This window comes from Winslowiella toletana, assembly GCF_032164335.1.
Taxonomy (GTDB): Bacteria; Pseudomonadota; Gammaproteobacteria; order Enterobacterales; family Enterobacteriaceae; genus Erwinia; species Erwinia toletana_A.
Window position 1 is genome coordinate 2,443,286 of record NZ_CP134152.1, and the last position, 21,160, is coordinate 2,464,445.

The 21,160-nt window shown below is 54.3% G+C and carries 18 protein-coding genes and 1 pseudogene; 8 read left to right on the forward strand and 11 right to left on the reverse strand.

What is annotated here, in order from left to right; genetic code table 11:
* Window positions 1-4: 4 nt before the first annotated feature.
* The 4 genes from pqqC to RIN69_RS11535 form a co-directional block, all read right to left on the reverse strand.
* Window positions 5-769 (reverse strand): pyrroloquinoline-quinone synthase PqqC, encoded by a 765-nt coding sequence (gene pqqC / locus RIN69_RS11520; protein ID WP_313857545.1) that lies wholly within the window; start codon window positions 767-769, stop codon window positions 5-7.
* A 10-nt stretch (window positions 770-779) separates the two neighbouring features.
* Complete coding sequence (gene pqqB, locus RIN69_RS11525; protein WP_313857546.1) at window positions 780-1,691, reverse strand: pyrroloquinoline quinone biosynthesis protein PqqB; 912 nt, start codon at window positions 1,689-1,691, stop codon at window positions 780-782.
* Window positions 1,692-1,750: 59 nt separating this feature from the next.
* The gene (gene pqqA / locus RIN69_RS11530; RefSeq protein ID WP_038328232.1) at window positions 1,751-1,828 is read right to left on the reverse strand and encodes a pyrroloquinoline quinone precursor peptide PqqA; all 78 of its coding nucleotides are present in this window, start codon (window positions 1,826-1,828) and stop codon (window positions 1,751-1,753) included.
* 162 nt (window positions 1,829-1,990) lie between these two features.
* Window positions 1,991-3,022: a dipeptidase gene (locus RIN69_RS11535; protein WP_313857547.1), complete on the reverse strand. Its 1,032-nt coding sequence runs from the start codon at window positions 3,020-3,022 to the stop codon at window positions 1,991-1,993.
* A gap of 433 nt (window positions 3,023-3,455) precedes the next feature.
* Between RIN69_RS11535 and RIN69_RS11540 the strand changes: the two genes are divergently transcribed.
* The 7 genes from RIN69_RS11540 to RIN69_RS11570 are packed head-to-tail and all read left to right on the forward strand — an operon-like array spanning window position 3,456 to window position 11,526.
* Window positions 3,456-5,105, forward strand: coding sequence for a TIGR04028 family ABC transporter substrate-binding protein (locus RIN69_RS11540; RefSeq protein WP_313857548.1), 1,650 nt, complete (start codon window positions 3,456-3,458; stop codon window positions 5,103-5,105).
* A gap of 15 nt (window positions 5,106-5,120) precedes the next feature.
* Entirely contained in the window at window positions 5,121-6,065 is a 945-nt protein-coding gene (locus RIN69_RS11545) for an ABC transporter permease (protein ID WP_313857549.1), read from the forward strand.
* Window positions 6,062-6,922, forward strand: coding sequence for an ABC transporter permease (locus tag RIN69_RS11550; RefSeq protein WP_313857550.1), 861 nt, complete (start codon window positions 6,062-6,064; stop codon window positions 6,920-6,922). The genes RIN69_RS11545 and RIN69_RS11550 overlap by 4 nt, the downstream gene beginning before the upstream one ends.
* Window positions 6,919-8,550 carry an ABC transporter ATP-binding protein gene (locus tag RIN69_RS11555; RefSeq protein WP_313857551.1) on the forward strand — a complete coding sequence of 544 codons (1,632 nt, stop codon included), beginning with the start codon at window positions 6,919-6,921 and terminating at the stop codon, window positions 8,548-8,550. The genes RIN69_RS11550 and RIN69_RS11555 overlap by 4 nt, the downstream gene beginning before the upstream one ends.
* Complete coding sequence (locus RIN69_RS11560) at window positions 8,547-9,578, forward strand: putative FMN-dependent luciferase-like monooxygenase (protein WP_313857552.1); 1,032 nt, start codon at window positions 8,547-8,549, stop codon at window positions 9,576-9,578. Before RIN69_RS11555 ends, RIN69_RS11560 begins: the two co-directional genes overlap by 4 nt.
* A complete protein-coding gene (locus tag RIN69_RS11565; RefSeq protein WP_313857553.1) occupies window positions 9,575-10,681 on the forward strand; it encodes an alkylhydroperoxidase domain protein in 1,107 nt (368 codons plus the stop codon). The genes RIN69_RS11560 and RIN69_RS11565 overlap by 4 nt, the downstream gene beginning before the upstream one ends.
* Entirely contained in the window at window positions 10,678-11,526 is an 849-nt protein-coding gene (locus RIN69_RS11570; protein WP_313857554.1) for a VOC family protein, read from the forward strand. Before RIN69_RS11565 ends, RIN69_RS11570 begins: the two co-directional genes overlap by 4 nt.
* 98 nt (window positions 11,527-11,624) lie before the next feature.
* Here the strand turns inward: RIN69_RS11570 and RIN69_RS11575 are convergent.
* The 6 genes and pseudogenes from RIN69_RS11575 to RIN69_RS11600 all read right to left on the reverse strand — a co-directional run bounded on the left by RIN69_RS11575 (window position 11,625) and on the right by RIN69_RS11600 (window position 19,374).
* A pseudogene (locus tag RIN69_RS11575) lies at window positions 11,625-14,717 on the reverse strand (efflux RND transporter permease subunit).
* Complete coding sequence (locus tag RIN69_RS11580; RefSeq protein WP_313857555.1) at window positions 14,714-15,823, reverse strand: efflux RND transporter periplasmic adaptor subunit; 1,110 nt, start codon at window positions 15,821-15,823, stop codon at window positions 14,714-14,716. The pseudogene RIN69_RS11575 and the gene RIN69_RS11580 overlap by 4 nt, the downstream one beginning before the upstream one ends.
* Window positions 15,824-15,895: 72 nt before the next feature.
* On the reverse strand, window positions 15,896-16,510 hold the full coding sequence (locus RIN69_RS11585; protein ID WP_313857557.1) for a TetR/AcrR family transcriptional regulator: 615 nt from the start codon (window positions 16,508-16,510) through the stop codon (window positions 15,896-15,898).
* A gap of 277 nt (window positions 16,511-16,787) precedes the next feature.
* Window positions 16,788-17,219, reverse strand: a complete 432-nt coding sequence (locus RIN69_RS11590; protein ID WP_313857558.1) for a hypothetical protein — start codon at window positions 17,217-17,219, stop codon at window positions 16,788-16,790.
* Between the two features lie 391 nt (window positions 17,220-17,610).
* Entirely contained in the window at window positions 17,611-18,936 is a 1,326-nt protein-coding gene (locus RIN69_RS11595) for a PQQ-dependent sugar dehydrogenase (RefSeq protein ID WP_313857559.1), read from the reverse strand.
* A 12-nt stretch (window positions 18,937-18,948) separates the two neighbouring features.
* Window positions 18,949-19,374, reverse strand: coding sequence for a DUF2231 domain-containing protein (locus RIN69_RS11600; protein WP_313851986.1), 426 nt, complete (start codon window positions 19,372-19,374; stop codon window positions 18,949-18,951).
* Between the two features lie 193 nt (window positions 19,375-19,567).
* Here RIN69_RS11600 and RIN69_RS11605 point away from each other — a divergent pair, with 193 nt between their 5' ends.
* A complete protein-coding gene (locus RIN69_RS11605; protein WP_313851987.1) occupies window positions 19,568-19,996 on the forward strand; it encodes a nucleotide triphosphate diphosphatase NUDT15 in 429 nt (142 codons plus the stop codon).
* A gap of 5 nt (window positions 19,997-20,001) precedes the next feature.
* Here RIN69_RS11605 and RIN69_RS11610 read toward each other — a convergent pair whose 3' ends face one another.
* The gene (locus tag RIN69_RS11610; RefSeq protein ID WP_313851988.1) at window positions 20,002-20,799 is read right to left on the reverse strand and encodes a hypothetical protein; all 798 of its coding nucleotides are present in this window, start codon (window positions 20,797-20,799) and stop codon (window positions 20,002-20,004) included.
* Window positions 20,800-21,160 lie beyond the last annotated feature (361 nt).

A 21,160-nucleotide genomic window follows, 5' to 3' on the forward strand; every position in this document is an offset into this window, starting at 1 on the left:
TCAATCACAGCAGTCGTCCCCGATGCCATACCGCCTGCTGCGTCACGCTGTGATACGGCTGGCGGTTAAGTTCATAGGCCATGGTCATGGCATCCAGCATGCTCCACAGAATATCCAGTTTAAACTGTAAAATTTCCAGCATTCGCTGCTGCTTCTCTGCGGTGTTACAGTATTCCAGCGCCAGTTGCAGACCGTGCTCAACGTCACGGTTAGCCTGGCTCAGGCGGCCACGAAAGTAGTCATAGCCTTCGGCTTCGATCCACTGATAGTGCTGCGGCCAGCTGTCGAGACGCGACTGGTGAATTTGCGGAGCAAACAGCTCGGTCAACGAGCTACAGGCCGCCTCCTGCCACACTGCGCGACGGGCGAAGTTTACATAGGCATCAACGGCAAAGCGCACGCCTGGCAGCACCCGCTCTTCTGACAGCAGCACCTCGCGATCCAGTCCAACGGCTTCGCCGAGACGCAGCCAGGCTTCAATGCCGCCTTCACTGTCGCCATGTCCGTCGTGGTCGAGAATGCGCTGAACCCATTTCCGTCGGGTTTGCGGGTCCGGGCAGTTGGCCATAATCGCCGCGTCTTTCAGCGGAATACTGGTCTGATAGTAGAAGCGGTTGGCAACCCAGCCCTGGATCTGCTCGCGCGTCGCCTGACCGTTGTGCATCGCTATATGGTAAGGGTGATGGATATGATAATAAGCACCCTTGTCACGCAGCGCCTGCTCGAATTGCTGCGGCGTCATCACCTGCGCGGAATTATTTGCATTCATCGTGTTTCACCTAAAGTTCGATACGCATACCATCCCAGCTGACTTCAATGCCGTTTTCAGTCAGTGCCTGCCGTTCAGCAGAAGATTCATCAAGAATCGGGTTGGTATTATTAATATGGATAAGGATTTTGCGCTCGGCGGGTAGCGACGACAGCAGCGCCATCAGCCCCTGCTTTTCGGCCAGCGCCAGATGGCCCATATCCTTGCCGGTATTGCGTCCGACGCCGGTATCAGCCAGCTCGTTGTCGCGCCACAAAGTGCCATCAATCAGCAGGCAATCGGCGCGCTTCAGCCAGCCCAGTAGCGCATCATCAGGCTCACCGAGACCCGGCGCATACATCAGCGTCTTGCCGCTGCGGGTATCTTCAATAAATAGCGCAACATTGTGACCGGGCAGCGGCTTGCCGCGATACTCAGAGTACGGCGGCGCGTTACTCAATATCGGAATCGCGGTAAATTTCAGTGCCGGGCAAACCGCGACCGAAAACGGCTCATCCGGCTGCATTTTATGGTGCACCAGACCGCCATTCCAGTGTGAAAGCATGGTAAACACCGGAAAACCGGTGGTCAGATCCTGATGCACTTCTGGCGTACACCACACCTGATGCGGGCAGCCTTCGCGCAGATTGAGTAAGCCCGCACTGTGGTCAATCTGGCTGTCGGTCAGAATGATCGAACCTATCGCCGTGCCGCGCAGTACGCCATGTTTAATCAGTGAAGGCGTGGCGGCAATCTGGTGACAAATATCCGGCGAGGCGTTGCATAACACCCAGTCAACGCCGTCATCACTGATGGCAATGGAAGACTGAGTGCGTGCTGAAGTCTTCATGGTACCGTTGCGCACGCCCTGACAATTATTGCAGTTACAGTTCCACTGAGGGAACCCACCGCCCGCTGCGGAACCAAGAACATTAATCTGCATGTGTAACACCGGGGGAAATGAAAAGAAAAATGCCCACAGCATGCTGTGGGCATAAGGGATTAGCGGTTAGAGATATACAGCGTAACTTCTAAGCCCAGACGTAAATCAACAAATTTAGGTTTAGTCCACGTAGTCATCATTCACTCCTCTTGGTGTTCACAGTTTAAAGAGACTGCCGGATACTATTGCGGCAGTCAGAATGCTTATTGTCAAGTATCGGAAATTTCGCGGCGCAGATGTTGCGCCTGAAGCAGTACGATATCAACCCTGTAAGCAGCAGGGATATCACAGGCCGTGGTTTATTCACCCCAGCTTCTGTTTAATAGCGCTAACCAGTTACGCCAGGCGATTTTTTCCGTCAGTTCGCGACTGTATCCGGCGGCGTTCATCGCTTCGATCAGTCGCGGCAAACCGCTGACGTCGCCGAGCGCAGCCGGAACCGAGATACCATCGAAGTCAGATCCAAAGCCGACGCCCTCTTCACCCAGTTTATCCAACAGATAATCCAGATGCCGGACGATTTCGCCCAGCGCAGTATTGTTGTCCCGCTTGCCATCGGCACGCAGAAACGCGTTGCCAAAATTGACGCCGACAAAACCGTTACTCTCGGCAATTACCGCCAGTTGTTTATCCGTCAGGTTACGCGGCTGCGGGCAAAGCGCATGAACATTAGAATGGGTCGCGACCAGCGGGGCATCGCTGTACTGCGCCGTTTGCCAGAACGCCTTTTCATTCATATGCGAAAGATCGATCAGAATTTTTTTCTGATTACAGGCGCGTAACAGAGCCAGCCCGGCGTCAGTTAAGCCGTCACCGCTGTCCGGGGAGCCGGGAAAATCACCGGTGACGCCAACACCAAACCGGTTGGGTAAATTCCACAGCGGCCCGATACTGCGCAAACCGGCTTGATACAGCTCATCAAGCTGGCAAAGCGAGCCGTCCAGCGCGTCTGCCCCTTCAATATGCAGCACCATCGCCAGCACGCGCTGTTCAATACAGGATTTGATTTCACTGGCACTGCGGCAGATTTTCGCCCGACCGGCAGACTGGCTTTCAATGCGCTGTAACAGCGCGATTTGAGCATGAGTAATGGCTAACGCATCGTGTGGTTGCGGCGCAGCATTCGGTTTCAACTGCGGCATATAGGATGCGGGCGGGATAAACACCGCAAACAGTCCGCCAGCAAAACCGCCCTGCCGCATTCGCTTCAGGTCGAGATGCCCGTCAAGCGTATCGTCAAGGAACAGCGCCGCCGGATCGGCGGCGTCATTTAGCCATAAACGCAACAGCAGGTCGTTATGGCCATCGAAGATCGGAGTGACAGCTGGCATATCACTCCTGGCGTTAATTCGCTGATGCTGTTGGCTTTTATTATGGCAATCATTCATAGGCAGATGATACCCCAATCCCACTGCGATGAGGCGTAAAAAAGTGCTGCATTTGCGATAGAAGGCCTGTTTATCAGCAGGGCTATGGCTTGCCATGCAGATGCAATGGAATTTCAGTTGCCATCTCGCTAATGACCCTGCGCCAACTGTGAATAGTAATCGGGTAATCAGACCGGCAAAAAACGCGTGAAAGGCAAATCCGTAAAGCGTTAAGCGCGCGACCACCACAATTTTCTCTGGTAATCCGCCTGACAGCTAATAATCCAACAAATGTTAATTCCAGCAATGTTTATCACAATAGATTAGTTCTCTCTCATCCCGTCTCACCAGATGATGAATCCATCGCACAGACACTCTGATAATAAAGGAATTCATCATGCGCAGTCGTTTTTCGCTTAATGCCGTACAGCGCACGCTGGCATTAACCGCAATTTTTGCTTCATTCGCCGGGACCCAAACCGTTTACGCCGCAGACAGTGCTGCCGTGAAAGGCGGTACGCTGATCTATCTCGAGCAGCAGGCTCATACCAATCTCTATCCGCCAGCCGGCGGTTTTTATCCTAACGGCGGCATCCTCAATCAAATCACCGATAAACTGACCTGGCAAAACCCGGAGACGCTACAGGTTGAACCGTGGATCGCCGAAAGCTGGAGCACTAATGCCGATAAAACCGAATACACCTTCAAAATTCGTCCCGGCGTCACCTTCTCCGACGGCACGCCGCTGGATGCCAGTGCGGTAGCAAAAAACTTTGATACTTATGGCCTCGGCAATAAAGCACAGCGCCTGCCGGTCTCCGAAGTGATCAACAACTACGATCGCAGCGAAGTGATTGATCCGCAGACGGTTAAGTTCTATTTCAGCAAACCGTCACCGGGCTTTTTACAGGGCACCGCCACCATTGGTTCCGGGCTGGTTTCACTCAGCACCCTCGCGCGTAACTTTGATGAGCTGGGCGATGCGCGCCATATTATCGGCTCCGGCCCGTTTGTAGTGAAAAATGAAAAACTGGGTCGCGAAGTCGATCTGGTGGCGCGTAAAGATTACAACTGGGGGCCGAAAAGTAGCCGTCAGCAGGGTGCGGCCAACCTCGACGGCATCAAAATTATCGTCACACCCGAAGACAGCGTGCGGATTGGTGCGCTATTGGCCGGTCAGGCCGATGTGATTCGTCAGGTTCAGGCTTATGATGAAAAACAGGCCAGCGATCAGAACTTCCCGATTTACGCAGCGCCGACGCGCGGCATAAATGACAGTATTAGCTTCCGCCCGGATAACCCGCTGGTAGCCGATATCAAAGTGCGTCAGGCGCTGCTGCACGCTACTCACTCCCGTCAGGTAGTCGATACTCTGTTCTCAGCCAATTATCCGCAGGCCACCTCGGTAGTGGCGAAATCGGCAGCGGGTTACGTCGATCTGAGCGACAAACTGAAATATGACCCGACGCTGGCGCAACAGTTACTTGATGAAGCGGGCTGGAAACCCGGCAGCGATGGTATCCGTCAGAAAGATGGCCAGCGGCTGGCGCTGACGATTTATGAATCGCTGCCACAACCGCAAAATAAAGAAGTGCTGCAACTGATCGCGCAACAGTGGAAACAGGTTGGCGTCAGTCTGGCGGTGCGCGCGGGCGATGCTGGCAGCCGCACGCTGGATAATCTTGATCCGCTAAAAACCCCGCTGACGGTATCGGAAGTCGGACGTGCCGATCCGGATGTGATTAAAAGCCAGTTCTATCCGTCCAATCGCGATGCCCTGCTGCAGAAAGGCGGATCCAGTGACAAAGTCGCCAACTTCCGTGACGACAAGCTGAATCAGCTGCTGGTGGATATTTCGGCCGAAATCGATCCGCAGAAACGCCTGCAGCTGACGGGAGATGCCCAGCGCTATCTGCTGGATAACGCCTATGTGATTCCGGTGTTTGAAGAACCGCAGGTGTTTGCTGCCGCTCCGTGGCTAAAAGGCATCAGCTTTGAAGCGGTTGGCCGTCCGAGTTTCTACGGCACATGGCTTGAAAAGCACTAAGCCGGGGAGATGACGATGAAAAGCTATCTTAGCCAGCGAGTGGGACAGGCGCTGTTGGTGCTATGGGCGGCGTTTACTGTCTCTTTTGTGCTGTTACAGGTACTGCCTGGTGACGCCATTCTGATTAAATTTCAGAATCCGGATCTGGGCCTCAGTCCGGAGCAGATTGCCGATATGCGCCTCGCTTACGGTGCGGACAGCCCGCTGTGGCAGCAATATCTGCATACGCTGGTGGCGATGTTGCGCGGTGACTTTGGCTTCTCAGTCCAGGCTGGCGTGCCGGTCAGCGAACTGATTGCCAGTAATTTTCCCGATACCCTGCGCCTGGCGCTGCCGGGTTTCCTGCTGGCGGTGGTGATTGCCGTACTGTTGGCGTTTATCTCCAATCTGATCGGCTTTCGTTGGCTGAAGAATGCCTTACAGAGCCTGCCATCGCTGTTTATCTCAATTCCGACCTTCTGGCTGGGCATCGCGCTGATTCAATTGTTCTCATTTCAGTTGCGCTGGATTCCGGTGATTAACCCCGGCCCGTGGCAAGGACTGATTCTGCCGATTATCACTCTGGCGCTACCGATATCCGCCCCTCTGGCACAGATCCTGATCCGCAGCATCGATCAGGTGCAGACACAACCCTTTGTGGCGGTCGCCCGCGCCAAAGGAGCCAGTTACAGCCGTGTGTTATGGCGTCATGTGGCACTGAATGCGCTGCTGCCGGTATTGACCGTCGCCGGTCTGTTGCTCGGTGAGTTAATTGCCGGTGCGCTGATCACTGAAACAGTGTTTGGCCTCAGCGGTCTGGGTCAGCTGACCCAGCAGGCGGTTAATAACCAGGATGTCACGGTGCTTCAGGCGATTGTGATGATTTCGGCGTTCGGCTTTGTCACCATCAATCTGCTGGTCGATTTGCTGACCCCGCTGCTTGACCCACGGCTGCAAACTTATCGCGGAGCGACCTTATGAGCCTGATCGATCAACTGGTACGGCCGAAAGCCAGCCGCCCCGCTCCCCGCCGCGTTAGCGGTTACAAGGTACCGGCCGGAGCGCTGCTCGCCTGGCTGGTCATGCTGCTGGCAATGGCTGCTGCGATTGCGCCGGGGCTGTTTACCGATTACAGCGCAACCGAAGGTATTGCCGGCGCGCAACGTCTGGCACCGCAGGCCGGTCACTGGCTGGGTACTGACCAGCTGGGGCGCGATCTTTACGCGCGTATTGTCTGGGGCGCGTCCCACTCACTTTCTGCCGCAGTGGTTGCAGTGTCGCTTGGGCTGTTGGCTGGCACGCTGCTCGGGGTGCTGGCGGGTGCCACCGGCGGTAAAACTGAAGCGGCGGTCATGCGCATCATTGATGTGCTGCTGTCGATTCCTGGCCTGCTGCTGTCACTGAGCGTCATTATCCTGCTTGGCTTTGGCACGTTAAATGCCGCCATCGCCGTGGGGGTCACATCCATTGCTAATTTCGCCCGCCTGGCACGTGCCGAAGTGGTTAGGGTGCGGCACAGCGATTATGTCGAAGCGGCTTACGGCAGCGGCGGCACCTTCTGGAGCGTGCTCTGGCGTCATATTCTGCCCAACTCGCTGACCTCGGTTATCGCCTTTTCCGCCTTACAGTTTGGTAATGCGATTCTGGCGCTGTCGACCCTGAGCTTTCTCGGCTACGGCACGCCACCACCAACGCCGGAGTGGGGGCTGCTGATTGCCGAAGGACGTAACTATATTTCTACCGCCTGGTGGCTGACCACTTTCCCCGGCCTGGTGGTGGTCGCCATCGTACTGGCGGCTAACCGCATCAGCCGTCAATTTTCAGGAGCTCGCCGATGAACGATAATTCGCAGGTGCCACTGCTGGAACTGGAAAATCTGACGCTCAGTTATCTCAGCGGCGGCCAGTCGCGACCGGTGGTACACAATGTCTCTTTTCAGCTCAGAGCCGGTGAGATGCTGGCGCTGGTCGGCGAATCCGGCTCGGGCAAAACCACCACCGCGCAGGCGATTATTGGCCTGATGGCTGAAAACGGCGTGCGCGACGGCGGACGTATTTTGCTTAACGGCGTCGATATCAGCGGCTGGTCGCCGCGCCGACTCGATAGTCTGCGCGGCGCAACCATCAGTCTGATCCCACAGGATCCCGGCAGTTCTCCGAATCCGGTGAAAACCATTGGCGATCAGGTGGCAGAGATCCTGACGCTGCATCAGCGTCTGAGCCGCACCGAGCGCCAACAACGGGTCATTGCCCTGCTGACGCGCGTCGGCCTCAGCCATCCCGAGCAGCGCGCACGACAGTATCCGCATCAGTTATCCGGCGGAATGAAGCAGCGTGTGCTGATTGCCATCGCCATTGCTTTACAGCCAGCGTTGATAATTGCCGATGAACCGACCAGCGCGCTGGATGTGACGGTACAGAAACGCATTCTGGATTTGATCGACGAGTTGCGCCGGGAGTCTGGCACGGCGGTGCTGTTTGTTACTCATGACCTGGCGCTGGCAGCGCAGCGAGCCGACCGACTACTGGTGTTTCGCCACGGCGAAATCCAGGAACAGGGTGAGACTGCCACGGTGATTAAATCGCCGCAACATCCCTATACCCGCCAGTTGTTTGCCGATCTGCGTAGTCTGGCTCCACCCCAACCATTGACACGCCATGCCCGCTTTTCCTCACCGGCGATTGTGGTAAATCGGGTGAACAAAACCTTTCAACTGGGTAAAAATCCCCAGATAAAACTGGCGGCGCTGCAAAATATTTCCTTCAGCGTGGCGCGCGGCACAACCCATGCGCTGGTTGGCGAGTCAGGATCCGGCAAGACCACGCTGGCGCGTATTCTGCTCGGCTTTCAGCGTGCAGACAGCGGACAGCTGCTGATTGATGATATCGATACCCGTGAATTACGCGGTGAAGCACTGCGCCAGCTGCGGCAAAAGATTCAGCTGGTATATCAGAATCCGTTCGCCTCGCTCGATCCGTCACAAACCCTGTATGACATTATTGCCGAGCCGCTGCTTAACTTTGCGCCCCTGAGTAAAAGTGAACGTCGTCAGCGCGTCGAGGATGTCACGCTACGGGTCGCACTGCCGGTCGAGCTGCTGACGCGCAAACCCCATGAGCTGTCTGGTGGTCAGCGCCAGCGCGTGGCGATTGCCCGGGCGCTGATAGTGCAGCCGGATATTCTGGTGCTCGATGAAGCCACCTCCGCGCTCGACGTCACCGTGCAGGCGCAAATTCTCGGTCTGTTGCAGCAGCTGCAACAGCAACTCGGTCTGACCTATCTGTTTATTTCTCACGACCTCGCCACCGTGCGCCGCATCGCTCATAGCGTTACCGTGCTGCGCGCTGGCCAGGTAGTCGATCAGGGTACCGTTGAGGCGCTGTTCAGCCAGCCGTCCAGTGACTACACCCGTGAGCTGATTGACGCCATTCCTTACCTTGCAGCAGAACAAAAGGATTTCGCATGAGCCAGAAACGCCTCGGTTTTTTTACCCGTTTGCTGGATAAAACCGGACCACAGCAGCGCTACCGTCTGGCGCTGGAGCAGATACAACATGCCGAACGTTTCGGCTTTGATACCGCCTGGATTGCCCAGCACCATTTTCATGAAAATGAAGGTGGACTCCCTGCACCGCTGGTGTTTCTCGCTCACGTCGCGGCTCAAACCCGGCGCATCCGTCTGGGTACCGCGATAATTACCTTGCCGCTGGAGAATCCTCTGCGGGTAGCAGAAGACGCCGCGGTGCTGGATTTGCTGGCGGACGGACGGCTGGAAATTGGCCTCGGCTCCGGCGGTACTGCCAGCTCTTTTCTGCCATTCGGTCTCAGCATTGAGCAGCGCGCCGCCGCCTTTGCTGAACATTTGCAAGTACTGCACAACGCCTGGAGCGGCGAACTGCTCGGCCACGCCGATAATCGTCTCTATCCGCCCGCACCACAGCTGACATCGCGGGTGTGGATCGCCACTTTTTCGGCTGAGGGCGCGGCGCGTGCCGGTAAAGCTGGACATGGCCTGATGCTGTCCCGCACTCAGCCGCGTCCGGCCGGGCAGCCGGGCTTAGCGCTGGATGCGATACAAAATCCGATGATCGATGCCTATCTGACCGCGTTACCGGCAGGGATACCGCCACGCATTCTGGCATCGCGCACCGCTTTTGCCAGCGACAGCCGCCAGCAGGCGCGCCAGCTGGCACTGCCGGGATTACGTGAACAGGCACAGCAGTACCGCGCCGCCGGACATCAGCTAAAAGGCGAGACGCTGGAGCACTATATCGACGCCTTTGATGTGCATCTCGGGACGCCCGACGAGGTGCAAACCTCACTGCAAAATGACAGCGTATTGCGGCGCGCTACCGACATCTCTTTCCAGGTGCACTCTATCGATCCGCCACATCAGCATATCCTGCGCTCCATCGAACTGCTGGCGACTGAAGTTGCTCCGGCATCTGGCTGGACTGCCGCCCACTCAACGCTTAATCAGGGAACTCCCGCATGACACAGACTACAGATTTACTGGCGCAACTGGCTGATATTGATCCGGCGTCACCACTTGCCGCAGCCCGACAGCAACGTGATGCCGCAACGCGGCATAGCCAGGGCAGCTACCTGGCGCTGTTCAGCAACGGCAGTACTGATTTTCCGCTGCAGCAGCGTTTGGCTGTGGCGGCACAGGTTGCCAGCTGGCATCAGGAGGATCAGCTGGCCGCACACTACGCATCCCAAACGGCGAGTATCCCGCAGAACGCCGCTTACCAGCTGGCGCTGGATCATGCCCAACGACTGACTTTCCAGCCGGTCAGTGCCACTGCTGAACATTTGGTGATATTACAACAGGCGGGCTGGACGCCGGATGCCATTGTGACACTGTCACAGATTATCGCCTTTGTCAGCTTCCAAAGCAGGTTAGTACGCGGCTATCGACTGATTTCAGGTTACAGTGTCACAGATAGCCATACTGCGTTCAGCGCCGGAGAGTGGCACCACCAGCCGCAGACGCAAACCAGTAAAGCTGCCCCAGTGCGGTTTACCACCGCAGAGCTTGGCTGGGAGCCATGGATTGCCGCTAAACCGCTGGCGGAATATGATGCCGAACAGCAACAAACGCTGGCACGCTTTGGTCATACTGATTCTGACTATTTCCGCCTGCTCGGGCGCAATCTGCCGGTGCTGGAACAGCGTACCCTGACCGATAAAGGCATCTTTTATACCTCTGCCGGCTTGCCGCGTGCCGAACGCGAACTGGCAGCCGCCGTCGCCAGCAAAGTCAACGGTTGCATATTTTGTGCCTCGGTACATGCACGTAAAGCCGCCCAGTTATCTAAGCAGCCGGAAGCGGTTCAGCGTCTGCTGGATACGCCACCGGGCGGGCAGCTCAGTGCGCAGCAGTCGTCACGCTGGCAGGCAGAAATCGATTTTGCCGCCGCCATCTCCGCGACGCCTGCCAGTGCCAGCGCGCAACAGATTCAGCAGCTGCGTGCAGAAGGATTGAATGAACTGGAATTGCTCGATTTGTTGCAGTCTGCCGCGTTCTTTGCCTGGGCCAATCGTCTGATGCTGACGTTAGGCGAACCGTTTATTCCAGCGGAGCACAACCAATGACCTCATTAACTCCGGTGGTCGATCACGTGGTGATTACTGTCGGTGACCAGCTTGACGAGGCCAGCGCACTGTTTCGCCGTCTTGGCTTCCAGCTTAGTGAGCGCGGTCATCACTCGCTTGGCTCCAGTAATCATTTAGCCATTTTTGGCGAAAACTACCTTGAACTACTGGGTTATCAGCCGGAGCGCGGTAATCTGCGCGAAGATTTATGGCAGTCGCCGCGTGGCCTCAGCGGCCTGGTATGGAAAACCGATGATGCCGATGCGGTATATCAACATCTGCAACAGCAGCAACTGGCGGGCGATCCGCCTGCGGCATTTTTCCGGCCGGTCACCCTGCCGGACGGCAGTGAACATCAAGCGCGATTTCGCACTACCCGGTTACGTCACGATACGGTCGCAAATGGCCGCAGCTTTTTCTGCCAGCACCTGACGCCAGAAGCGGTATGGCAGCCCGCCTGGCAACAGCATCGCAATGCGGTAACGACTATCAGTGGCTTTATTATTGCGGCGGATAAACCGGCCGTTGCCGCCAGGGTGTATAGCCAGTTATTTGATACTGCCCAATTTATCAGCACCCAGGACGGCAGCATTGAGTTTCAGGCCGGTGTAACCCGCGTGCGCTTCACTGGCAGCGCTCAGGCGCGCGCGACGTTGGGGCCGTTACCAGATGACTACAATGGTACGCCACGTATGGCGGCGCTGGAATTTACCACCACTTCGCTGGATCAGGTCCGGCAGAGCCTGTTGGCTGGTGATATCCGTTTTAGTGAGCGGGAAAACACCCTTCGGGTGAGTGCTGAAGATGGCTTTAATCTGGCGCTGATTTTTAGCGTAAAGCCCTGATACTAAAAATAGACTTTGCATGACAGTGGCAGACGAAGGCCATTAGGCCTTCGTCTGTAAACGGCCAAACGATAACAATCCGGACCTGGCCCATCCGTTTATGACGACGAGATGCGTTCTACCGCTTGCTGCGGATTATCGGGACGTATTTTAAACCAGATGGCATACATTGCAGGCAGAAATACCAGCGTGATAATCGTGCCGCCAAACGTTCCGCCGATCAGGGTATAAGCCAGCGTTCCCCAAAAAACGGAGTGCGTAAGTGGGATAAAGGCCAGTATAGCGGCCAGCGCCGTGAGTAACACCGGTCTCGCCCGCTGGACCGTCGCCTCCACCACTGCATCGAATGGCGAAAGCCCTTGATGTTGGTTATGGTGGATCTGCCCTATCAGAATCAGCGTGTTTCGCATCAGAATACCCGATAGCGCAATCAGGCCCACCAGCGCATTAATGCCAAACGGCTGACTGAAGAGCAGTAGCGTCGGCACCACGCCTATCAGCCCCAATGGCGCGGTCAGGAATACCATCACCATCGCCGACATTGAACGGACCTGCAGGATAATGATCAATAACGTAATGGCAATCATGATGGGAAACAACGGAGCCATCGCCCTGGTCGCTTTTGCGGACTCTTCAATTGGGCCAGCCTGCTCAATGCGGTATTCAGCCGGAAGCGTATCGATGATCGGCTGCAATTCTTTCATCACTGCTGTGGAAACATCTGGCGGTTGCAAATTTTCGGCAATATCTCCCCGCACGGTAATGGTCGGGGTGCGATCGCGACGACGCAGAACCGGATCTTCCATTCGCACCTCGACATCCCCAACCTGCGATAATGGAATACGCTGGCCGGCAGAGCCCACTAACGTAAAGCCGGCTATTTTTGCAGGATCCAGCCGGATATCCCCGGCTGAGCGCCCCACAACCTGCACCGAACGGATGTTTTCACGTACAGAGGTAATCGGCGTTCCCGAAAGCAAAAACTGCAACTGCTGTGCGACTGCATTTGACGTCAGTCCCACCGCCTGCAACCGGTTCTGATCCAGCGTGAAATGCAGCGTCGGCACTCGGGAGCCCCAGTCTGAATTCACACTCCTCATCATCGGATTCAGCTGCATAACTGCCTCAACTTCGCCTGCAATCTCGCGCAGTTTGACTGGATCTGGCCCGTTAATACGATAAGCTACCGGATAGGGTGAATAAGGACCAAATACCAGCTGAGTCACACGGACACGTGCTTCGGGCGCCAGGCCGTCGGCTGCGGCTTCACGAAGCCGCAGCTTGAGAGCTTCACGTTCCTGCTGGCTGGCTGTAAGCACGACAACTTTGGCAAACGACGGATCGGGTAGCTCTGGCGCCATAGCCAGATAAAAACGTGGCGACCCCTGCCCAATATAGGACGTGACGATTTTTGCCTCTTTCTGTTTTTTCAGCCAGTTTTCGATTTTCGCCGTGGCAGCGCTGGTCTGCTCAATAGAGCTGCCATATGGCATCTGAACTTCAACCAACACTTCCGGCCGGTCGGAGGTGGGGAAAAATTGTTTTTTGACCAACCCCATGCCAAGAATGGCGACGGTAAACACGGCCAAAACGCTACCGGCCACTATCCATTTGTGCGCAATAACACGGGTCAGTAACTGACGAAAACGATTATAATTTCGTGTGTTATAGATGGCTGCATGCCCACCTTCAACCGGCTTTATGTCTGGCAACATTTTCACGCCGAGATAAGGTGTAAAGATCACCGCCACCACCCATGAGGCAATCAAAGCAATACCCACTATCCAAAACATGTTACTGGTGTACTCACCGGCAGTGGACTGTGCAAAGCCGTTAGGCATAAAGCCAACGGCTGTCACCAGAGTACCGGCCAACATCGGGGCGGCGGTATGACTCCAGGCATAGGCAGAGGCTTTGATACGGTCGTAGCCCTCTTCCATCTTCACCACCATCATTTCAATGGCAATGATCGCATCATCCACCAACAAGCCGAGCGCCAGGATCAGCGAGCCCAGAGTAATGCGGTCAAAGTTCTTACCGGAAGCCTCCATAACCACAAACACCACAGCCAGTGTCAACGGCACGGCAGCAGCAACCACCACGCCCACCCGCCAGCCCATGCTGATAAAGCAGACCACCATCACCACAAGCAATGCGACAATAAATTTAATCATAAACTCGTTAACGGCTGAGCTGATATTGACTGATTGATCGGTGATCTTGGTTAATGTCATCCCAAGAGGCATAGCCTCGTTAATTTTTATCGTCTCTGCATCCAGCGCTCTCCCCAAATCAAGACCGTTCCAGCCCTCACGCATCACGATACCCAGTAATAATGCAGGCTCCCCCTGGTTGCGAACCAGAAAGGTCGCAGGATCTTCGTAGCCGCGTTCAACCGTCGCCACATCTGACAATTTCACCGTCCTTCCCTGGGCTACAATTGGCGTTTCGCGGATCTTTTCCAGCTTATCGAATGCGCCATCCAGACGGATAAAGAGCTGCGGGCCGCGCGTATCAATGGAACCGGCAGGCGTAAGTACATTCTGACTGTTTAGTGCGGAGAAAATATCCTGAGGAGAGATTCCTGACGTCGCCAGCCGGTCATGTGAGAATGAGACAAAGATTCTCTCAGCCCGCTCTCCGATAATATTGACCTTCTTGACGCCCGGCACGTGCAGCATGCGCTGGCGCAGTGATTCGGCATCACGTACCAACAAGCGTTGTGGCTCGCCCTTTGCCTTCAGAGCAAATAGCGCGAAAGTAACATCGGAGAATTCGTCATTGATCATTGGCCCGATTACGCCTGCCGGCAGGCTTTTTGCCTCATCGCCAAGCTTCTTGCGCGCCTGGTAAAACTCCTCCTGCACCTGTGAAGGCGGCGTGCTGTCCTGCAATGACAGCATGGTAAAAGCCAGTCAGGGGCGCGTGAAGGTCTCGGTGCGATCGTACCACTTGAGCTCCTGCATCCGCTTTTCCAGCGGCTCGGCCACCTGATCCTGCATTTCCTGTGCAGTCGCGCCCGGCCAGGCTGTGATAATCGTCATCTGCTTAACGGTAAAGGGCGGATCTTCTGCTCGCCCTAGCTCGAAGAACGACAGAATACCGGCCACGGTAATCAGGATAATAAGGAATAAGGTGATTGAGCGCTCGCGGACGGCAAACGCTGAAAGATTAAACCGCCCGCCGCTCATGGCTGGCTCCCGACGACAGGGATATCGCCCGGCTCACTTAATCGGACCTGCTCACCGTCATGCAGTAAATGCGCGCCTAAAGCGACGATCTGCTCACCGGCTTTTAGGCGACCGGTCACCGTTGCCGAATCGTCGGTGAGACCAAGCACCTGTACAGGCCGCCACGACACTTTTTCAGGTTTTCCTGAAATGCTCCAGACACCCGGCCCTTTACCCGGATCATGTATGGCGGCTAAAGGGATCCGCAACATCTGATGGGAGATTTTTTCCTGCGGGATATGGAGCGTAACGGTTGAACCAAGCGGTGCGCTGGCAAGTGCACCCGCAAGCACGTATCGTGCCTCGAAGGTACGCGTCATAGGATCGGCCGAATCGGAAAGCAATCTGAGTCTGGCGGGAACGGACTGTTTTTCGAGGCCATATAAAGTGGCCTGGGCCTCACTGTCGACAGCCGGGCGCAGCGTCTCAGGCAAATGTACGATCGCTTCACGCTGCCCCGCCCGCGCCAGCCTGATAACCGGCTGACCGGCGCTAACCACCTGCCCAGGCTCGGCGAGCGTGTCCATCACCACGCCATCGGCATCAGCCAAAAGCACGGCATAGCCGGTCGCATTACGTGCTAGATCGGCCTGAGCCTGTGCTGCACTAAGATCCGCTTTGGCGGTAGCGGCAACGGCCTTGATCTGATCCCAGTAAGAAGCCGATATAACCCCTGTAGCGACCAATCCGCGATAACGAGCTTCGTCAGCGATTGCCTGACTGGCGCGGGCGCGGGCGGCAGTGACCACCTGCTGCTGGGCTTGAGCCTGCAAGCCAAGGTCAACCGGATCAAGACGCATCAAAGGTTGACCGCTTTTGACGCTCTGGCCCGCGTTCACCAGACGTTCAAGTATTTTGCCTTGCACCCGGAAACCCAGATCGCTCTGAACACGCGCGACGACCACACCGCTAAATGCGCGCGATGAATCGATGGCGTTCATCACGGTTACAACCCTGACCAAAGGAGGCTGACTACGCGGATCGTCGACGCCAGAAGAGTCGTCACACGCCACAAGGGTCAGAGACGACAGGCAAACGGCGAATATCACTGCTTGAGGCCTGAGCATGGATTACCTAACGATTAACAGGAGAGTAATCGCAGTTATATACTAGTGACCAATAATGTCAATAGTCACAACTCAGGGTGAGAGGCTTCTCAGTATTAATGATGAAAGCAGCACAGATGCAGAAGTTGCAGTCTCAAGATTATATTGCAGCTGAACAGGACTGATATAAGGTCGCATCACCAGATAGATCGCATCTACAGCTTCATCCATTGGCGTCTTACGCTCAAACTCTCCCGATTCTCGCCCTTCCTGAAGGATCTGCTGAATGAGCAAGCGCACTCGTTCAACATGGGCCTCTGCTGAGGGCCAATTGTCTCGCGCAGCGACTGCTGCGATGTCATAAAGCTTGCGATCGTGAAAGAACAAATCGCTGCCGGCTTCAGTCAGCGCTCTGAATAAGCGCCTCAATTTTACTGAGGCTGAAGGGGCGTCAACCATTGCAGAGTTGACAATATCCATAATCATTGCAAGCCGGTTGCTGCAGATCACCTCACCGATTGCCTGCTTGGAATCGAAAAACTTATAGATATAAGCCTTTGAAAAGCCGATCGCCTTAGCAAGATCGGAGACCGTGGTTTTCTCATAGCCAAAATGACTGAAGTGCTCTGTGGCGGCTTCAACGACCTGATCCCGGACACTGTGGTCCGATGGCCCGCGCTGGGGATGTAATTGTGTGTGCTTTGTCATTTCTTCAGCTTAACGTAACGGACTTTAATTAACAACGCGTGACCATATTGGGATTTAGTCATAGGTATAATTTAGTCATTACCCGGTATCTTTCCATTCCCGGGACTTGCTTGTCATGACGAGTTTCCTGGCATCAAAAGGAGATGAAATTATTATTTGGCATCTTGTTCGGCTTCCCGGTAGCGCAGTCAGGCGCCTGTTGATACTCTGGTATCAACTAAAACTTCATTGCGAGCCGAGTTTATGGTTTTTTCACCATTTATCGAATGCGATACTTTTATGCAGTGAAATTTTCGTTGTCTCCCACCGCGTCATCTCTTCCACGTTTCAGCAACAAGCTTTGCCACTCTGTTATCAGCTGTTCCTGCCGGTTTTGCATTTGTCGTAACTGCCGCAACAGAGACTGCTGCTGTAAGGTAAGATGCTGTTGCTTAGCGTGTATACCGGAAATTTTTTGCTTCTGCCTGTCTAATTCCCGGTGGGTTAAGCTACCCGACCAGCTCAACATTTTTTGTAGCAGCAGGCTTAGTTCGTTACTGCGGTTGATACAGATCTGTAGCGATTCAAGCGTCTGCTGAAATTGCTTTTTCAGTTCATCAAGACGGTAACATACCCTTCCCTCACGTCGCGGTTTTAGCGACCTTAAGCTGTATAATGACAACCCTGTTACCGATAAAACTAATTTACCTGTCGCTGCACGTCGTCGCATGATCAATCTCCTTGCTGATAATCAAGAGAGTCAATTCGTAACGGATATCATGCTAACTAATTATCCGCTATTGAACCGCCATATTGCGCTGTTCATGATTTAAATCCATCTTTATCCGTACCAGGTTAACATTCTATTTACTAAGTCTGCAAAACCGTAGAGTGAATTAGCGCCATTTGTCACTGAACAGGCAAAAGTAAATGTAAAGCCTGAGCGCGTAGAATAAACCAATTTATTTAACTGCTTTTAAGCTTTCGCGGTAATAAATAAGCTGATTAATATGGGAAAGGGAAAGTGATTGAGGGTAAATTGCTACACATAATAATAATTCGTTAGTTATCTATATTCTCTGGCAAATGTGCCAGTCTGTCCGAGACTGGCACCGTTTTTGTTACTGTTGACTATTAGCCGCGGTTACGCGCCAGACGCTATTGCCGGCGTCATCAGCAATAATTAAACCGCCCTGCTGATCCTGTGCCAGACCAACCGGCAACCCTCTGACTTGCTTTTCATCATCGGTAAGAAAACCGGTCACTACCGGTTTGGGCTGGCCGACAGGCATACCGTCTTTAAATTCCACCCAGTCAACCCGATATCCATTCAGCGGTTTCCGGTTCCAGCTGCCATGTTCGCTGATAAATGCTCCGCCGCGATATTCAGCAGGCAGATTATTGCCAGTGTAGAATAACAGACCAAGCGGAGCGACATGGGAGCTTAGCGCGTAATCCGGCTTGATGGCTTTTTCCACCAGATCCGGGCGTGGTGGCTGCGCGCGTTGATCAACATGCTGACCAAAATAGCTGTACGGCCAGCCATAGAAGCCGCCCTCCTGTACCGAAGTCAGGTAGTCCGGTACCAGATCGGCACCAATTTCATCTCGCTCATTGACGACCGCCCATAATTTGCCGGTCTCAGGCTCCCACTGCAAACCGGTAGGATTACGGATACCGCTGGCGTAAATCCGGCTGGCCCCGCTGGCCGTATCGACCTCCAGCACTGCGGCACGGCGATATTCTGCACCGATCCCGTTCTCCGCCACGTTACTGTTGGAGCCGACACCGACATACAGCTTGCTGCCGTCGGGGCTGGCGAGCAGCGCTTTTGTCCAGTGATGGTTTATCGGGCCGCCTGGCAATTCGGTCAGTTCCACACCCGGGTCGGTAATTTCAGTCTGGCCGCTTTGATAAGGAAATTTCATAATCGCGTCTGCATTGGCCACATACAGCGTATTACCGACCAGTTGCACGCCAAAAGGCGAGTGCAGATTTTTCAGCAGGACATGTTTTTCCCAGCCTTTGCCCTCACCACCGGTGTTACGCAATAAGGTAATGCGGTTGCCACCCGTCGCCCCTTTACCAGAAGACTTCTTAATAATGCCGGTAATCAATTCTTTAGGTTTGGTGGTAGGTTTTGACGGGCCATTGGCTTCAACGACCAGGATATCGTTATTTGGCAAAACATAGACCTGGCGCGGATAGAGTAAATCTTCAGCAATTTTCTCGATTTTTAGCCCCTGGGCTACTTTTGGCGTTTCACCCTGTTTCCAGTCAATTTTGTCAGGCACCTGCATCGGCGGCAGCAGGAAATTTTTTGCTTCCGGCAGCGTAGGATCGGGGCCAGTCTGTTGTTGCGGATCTATTTTTGCGCCGTCATCACAACCTACCAGCATTAACGGCACCGATAGCGCCATCAGCGAAAGAAAACGTGAAGTTCTCATTAAAACTCCTCCTTAAGCTGTGCGCTGGCGCAGAGCAAGTTGCAAATTAGCGATAAACAGCAGCAGTACCACTATTGTCGACAGGATAACGCCCGCAGGCACCACCGCCCAGGCATCGCGACTATGAACAAAGGCATTGATGATTGACACCACGACCGCCAGCGCCCAGAACCAGAAATGCAGTTTAAGCGCAGCGGGCTGTGGCATTGATGAACGTGGCCAGACATGAGTCAGGCTGATCAAGCGCGGAACAATGGCTATCACCAGACCAAAAGCAATCAGCCAGCTGGCTGCCTGCGTCCAGAAGATTTCATAGCTGTACAGATAAATGATATCGAATAGCCAGGCCGCCACAAAAAAGCCGAGCGGAATTGGGTTAAGCCATTCGTACAGCACTACCGCAAAGGTAGAGCGGGGAGGAACGCCGTTGGACTTCATTTACAGACTCCTTAGCTACCATCAGTGTTAACGGCCAACACGCGGCCGTATCCCGGAACTCTAAAATATTAGTAAATGTAATCAATTTAGACAGAAAGATATGACAATAAGTGGTTGAAAGCGGTAGATGGATTTGATTATCAGCCCCGGATAATGCAGGCTGAGGCGGGAAATTAATCAACAGGAGCAGTGAATGTTAACTCCGCGAATTGGTGTCGGCGTGCTGATTTTTCGCGACGGTAAGCTATTGTTAGGTCGCAGAAAAGGCAGCCACGGCGCCGACAGCTGGTCTGCACCTGGTGGTCACCTTGAGTTTGGTGAATCCATCGAGCAGTGCGCCCAGCGCGAAGTACAGGAAGAGACAGGTCTGAAGCTGGATAGTATCAGCATTGGCCCCTATACCAACGATATATTTGTCGAAGACAAGAAACATTACGTTACGCTGTTTGCGATTGCGCATCAGCCAGTGGGAGAGCCGAGGTTGCGTGAGCCGGAAAAATGTCGCGGCTGGCAGTGGTTTGCTGTTCATGCCTTACCCTCGCCGCTCTTTGTTCCCCTGCAAAATCTGCTGCAACAGCAGGGTCATGATTGCTTAATCCGACTGGCGCAGCAGCTTGATTGACCAAGCTATAAGCGCCCGGCTTCCATCTGGTCGACAGCATCTGGCGCTGACTGCGCATGAGAATAAAAAAATGGCAGATATCCGGCCCCCAGTGACGCACCGATCACCATGCTGTTCAGCACGCCTGAAAACGGCACGGCGTTAGCGGCAGAAAATGTCGTGGCAAACAGCGCAGATCGTGAAGCGATGGTATTGAGCAGCTGGTCAGTGGCGGTCTTCAAATTCAGCTCTTCAGCCTTACGAGAGGTCACGTTTAACTGCAGGGAGGGATTTTGCTGTTGCAGCGAATTTATGCAGCGATAGGTCATTTCATCAACTGCCTCCCCGGTGGTATTAACAATAGCTTTCCCCACCATATTTGCGGCTGTATGGCCAAGTAAAGGTTCCAGCGCGCGGGCTAACAATTCCATTCCTTCAGACACCAGCACCTGATTAACGGCATACGCTGCAGCTGATTTGCTGCAAACGTTCAGGCATATCGAAGGTTTGTTATTATCGCCCAGCCTGACGAAATACTGAATAGCGTCTCTTAGCGGCACATAGACAAACACCGCGGCCACTAACGCATTAGCAGCAGCCACCGCGCCACCGCTGGCCACTAAAGCCGAGCCGGCTCCGGTTATCAGCGCAATATTTGCCAGCCGGGCAGCCAGGCTGGCCCGGGTCTGTGTGCCCGCATGCAGGTCTCTGGCTATCCCCATTAGCTGAAGAGCAATTGGCGTGGCAATAGCGATACCTGCCAGCGCAATATTTGCCCCTGCGGGCGCATTGCGCAATAAAAATGGCAGGACGTTTTTAGCCATATATTCTCGCATTGCGGTAGGTATGCCGACGGATAACATATTGCGACTCAGCGCTTTACCCATATTTTTAGCATGCAGCTGTAGTGCATCGAGATTTTGTTTTGAATTGATTACGCACCCATAACCTTCACCGCATTGAAGCGATTGGTACTGTGATTGCGGGAGAGTAATAGTAACATCATTATTAATACTCCGCGGCCTCTCCTGCGGCAATGTGGAATTAAATGCAGCGGTGGTATCCAGCAGAAAAACTTGCGTTACCTGACTATTGTCACTTTTATTGCTATAACTTTTACTGTCCTCATCTGGCATATCAATAATAACACTTTTTGAGCTGGTAAAGTCGGAAGTTTTTATCCTC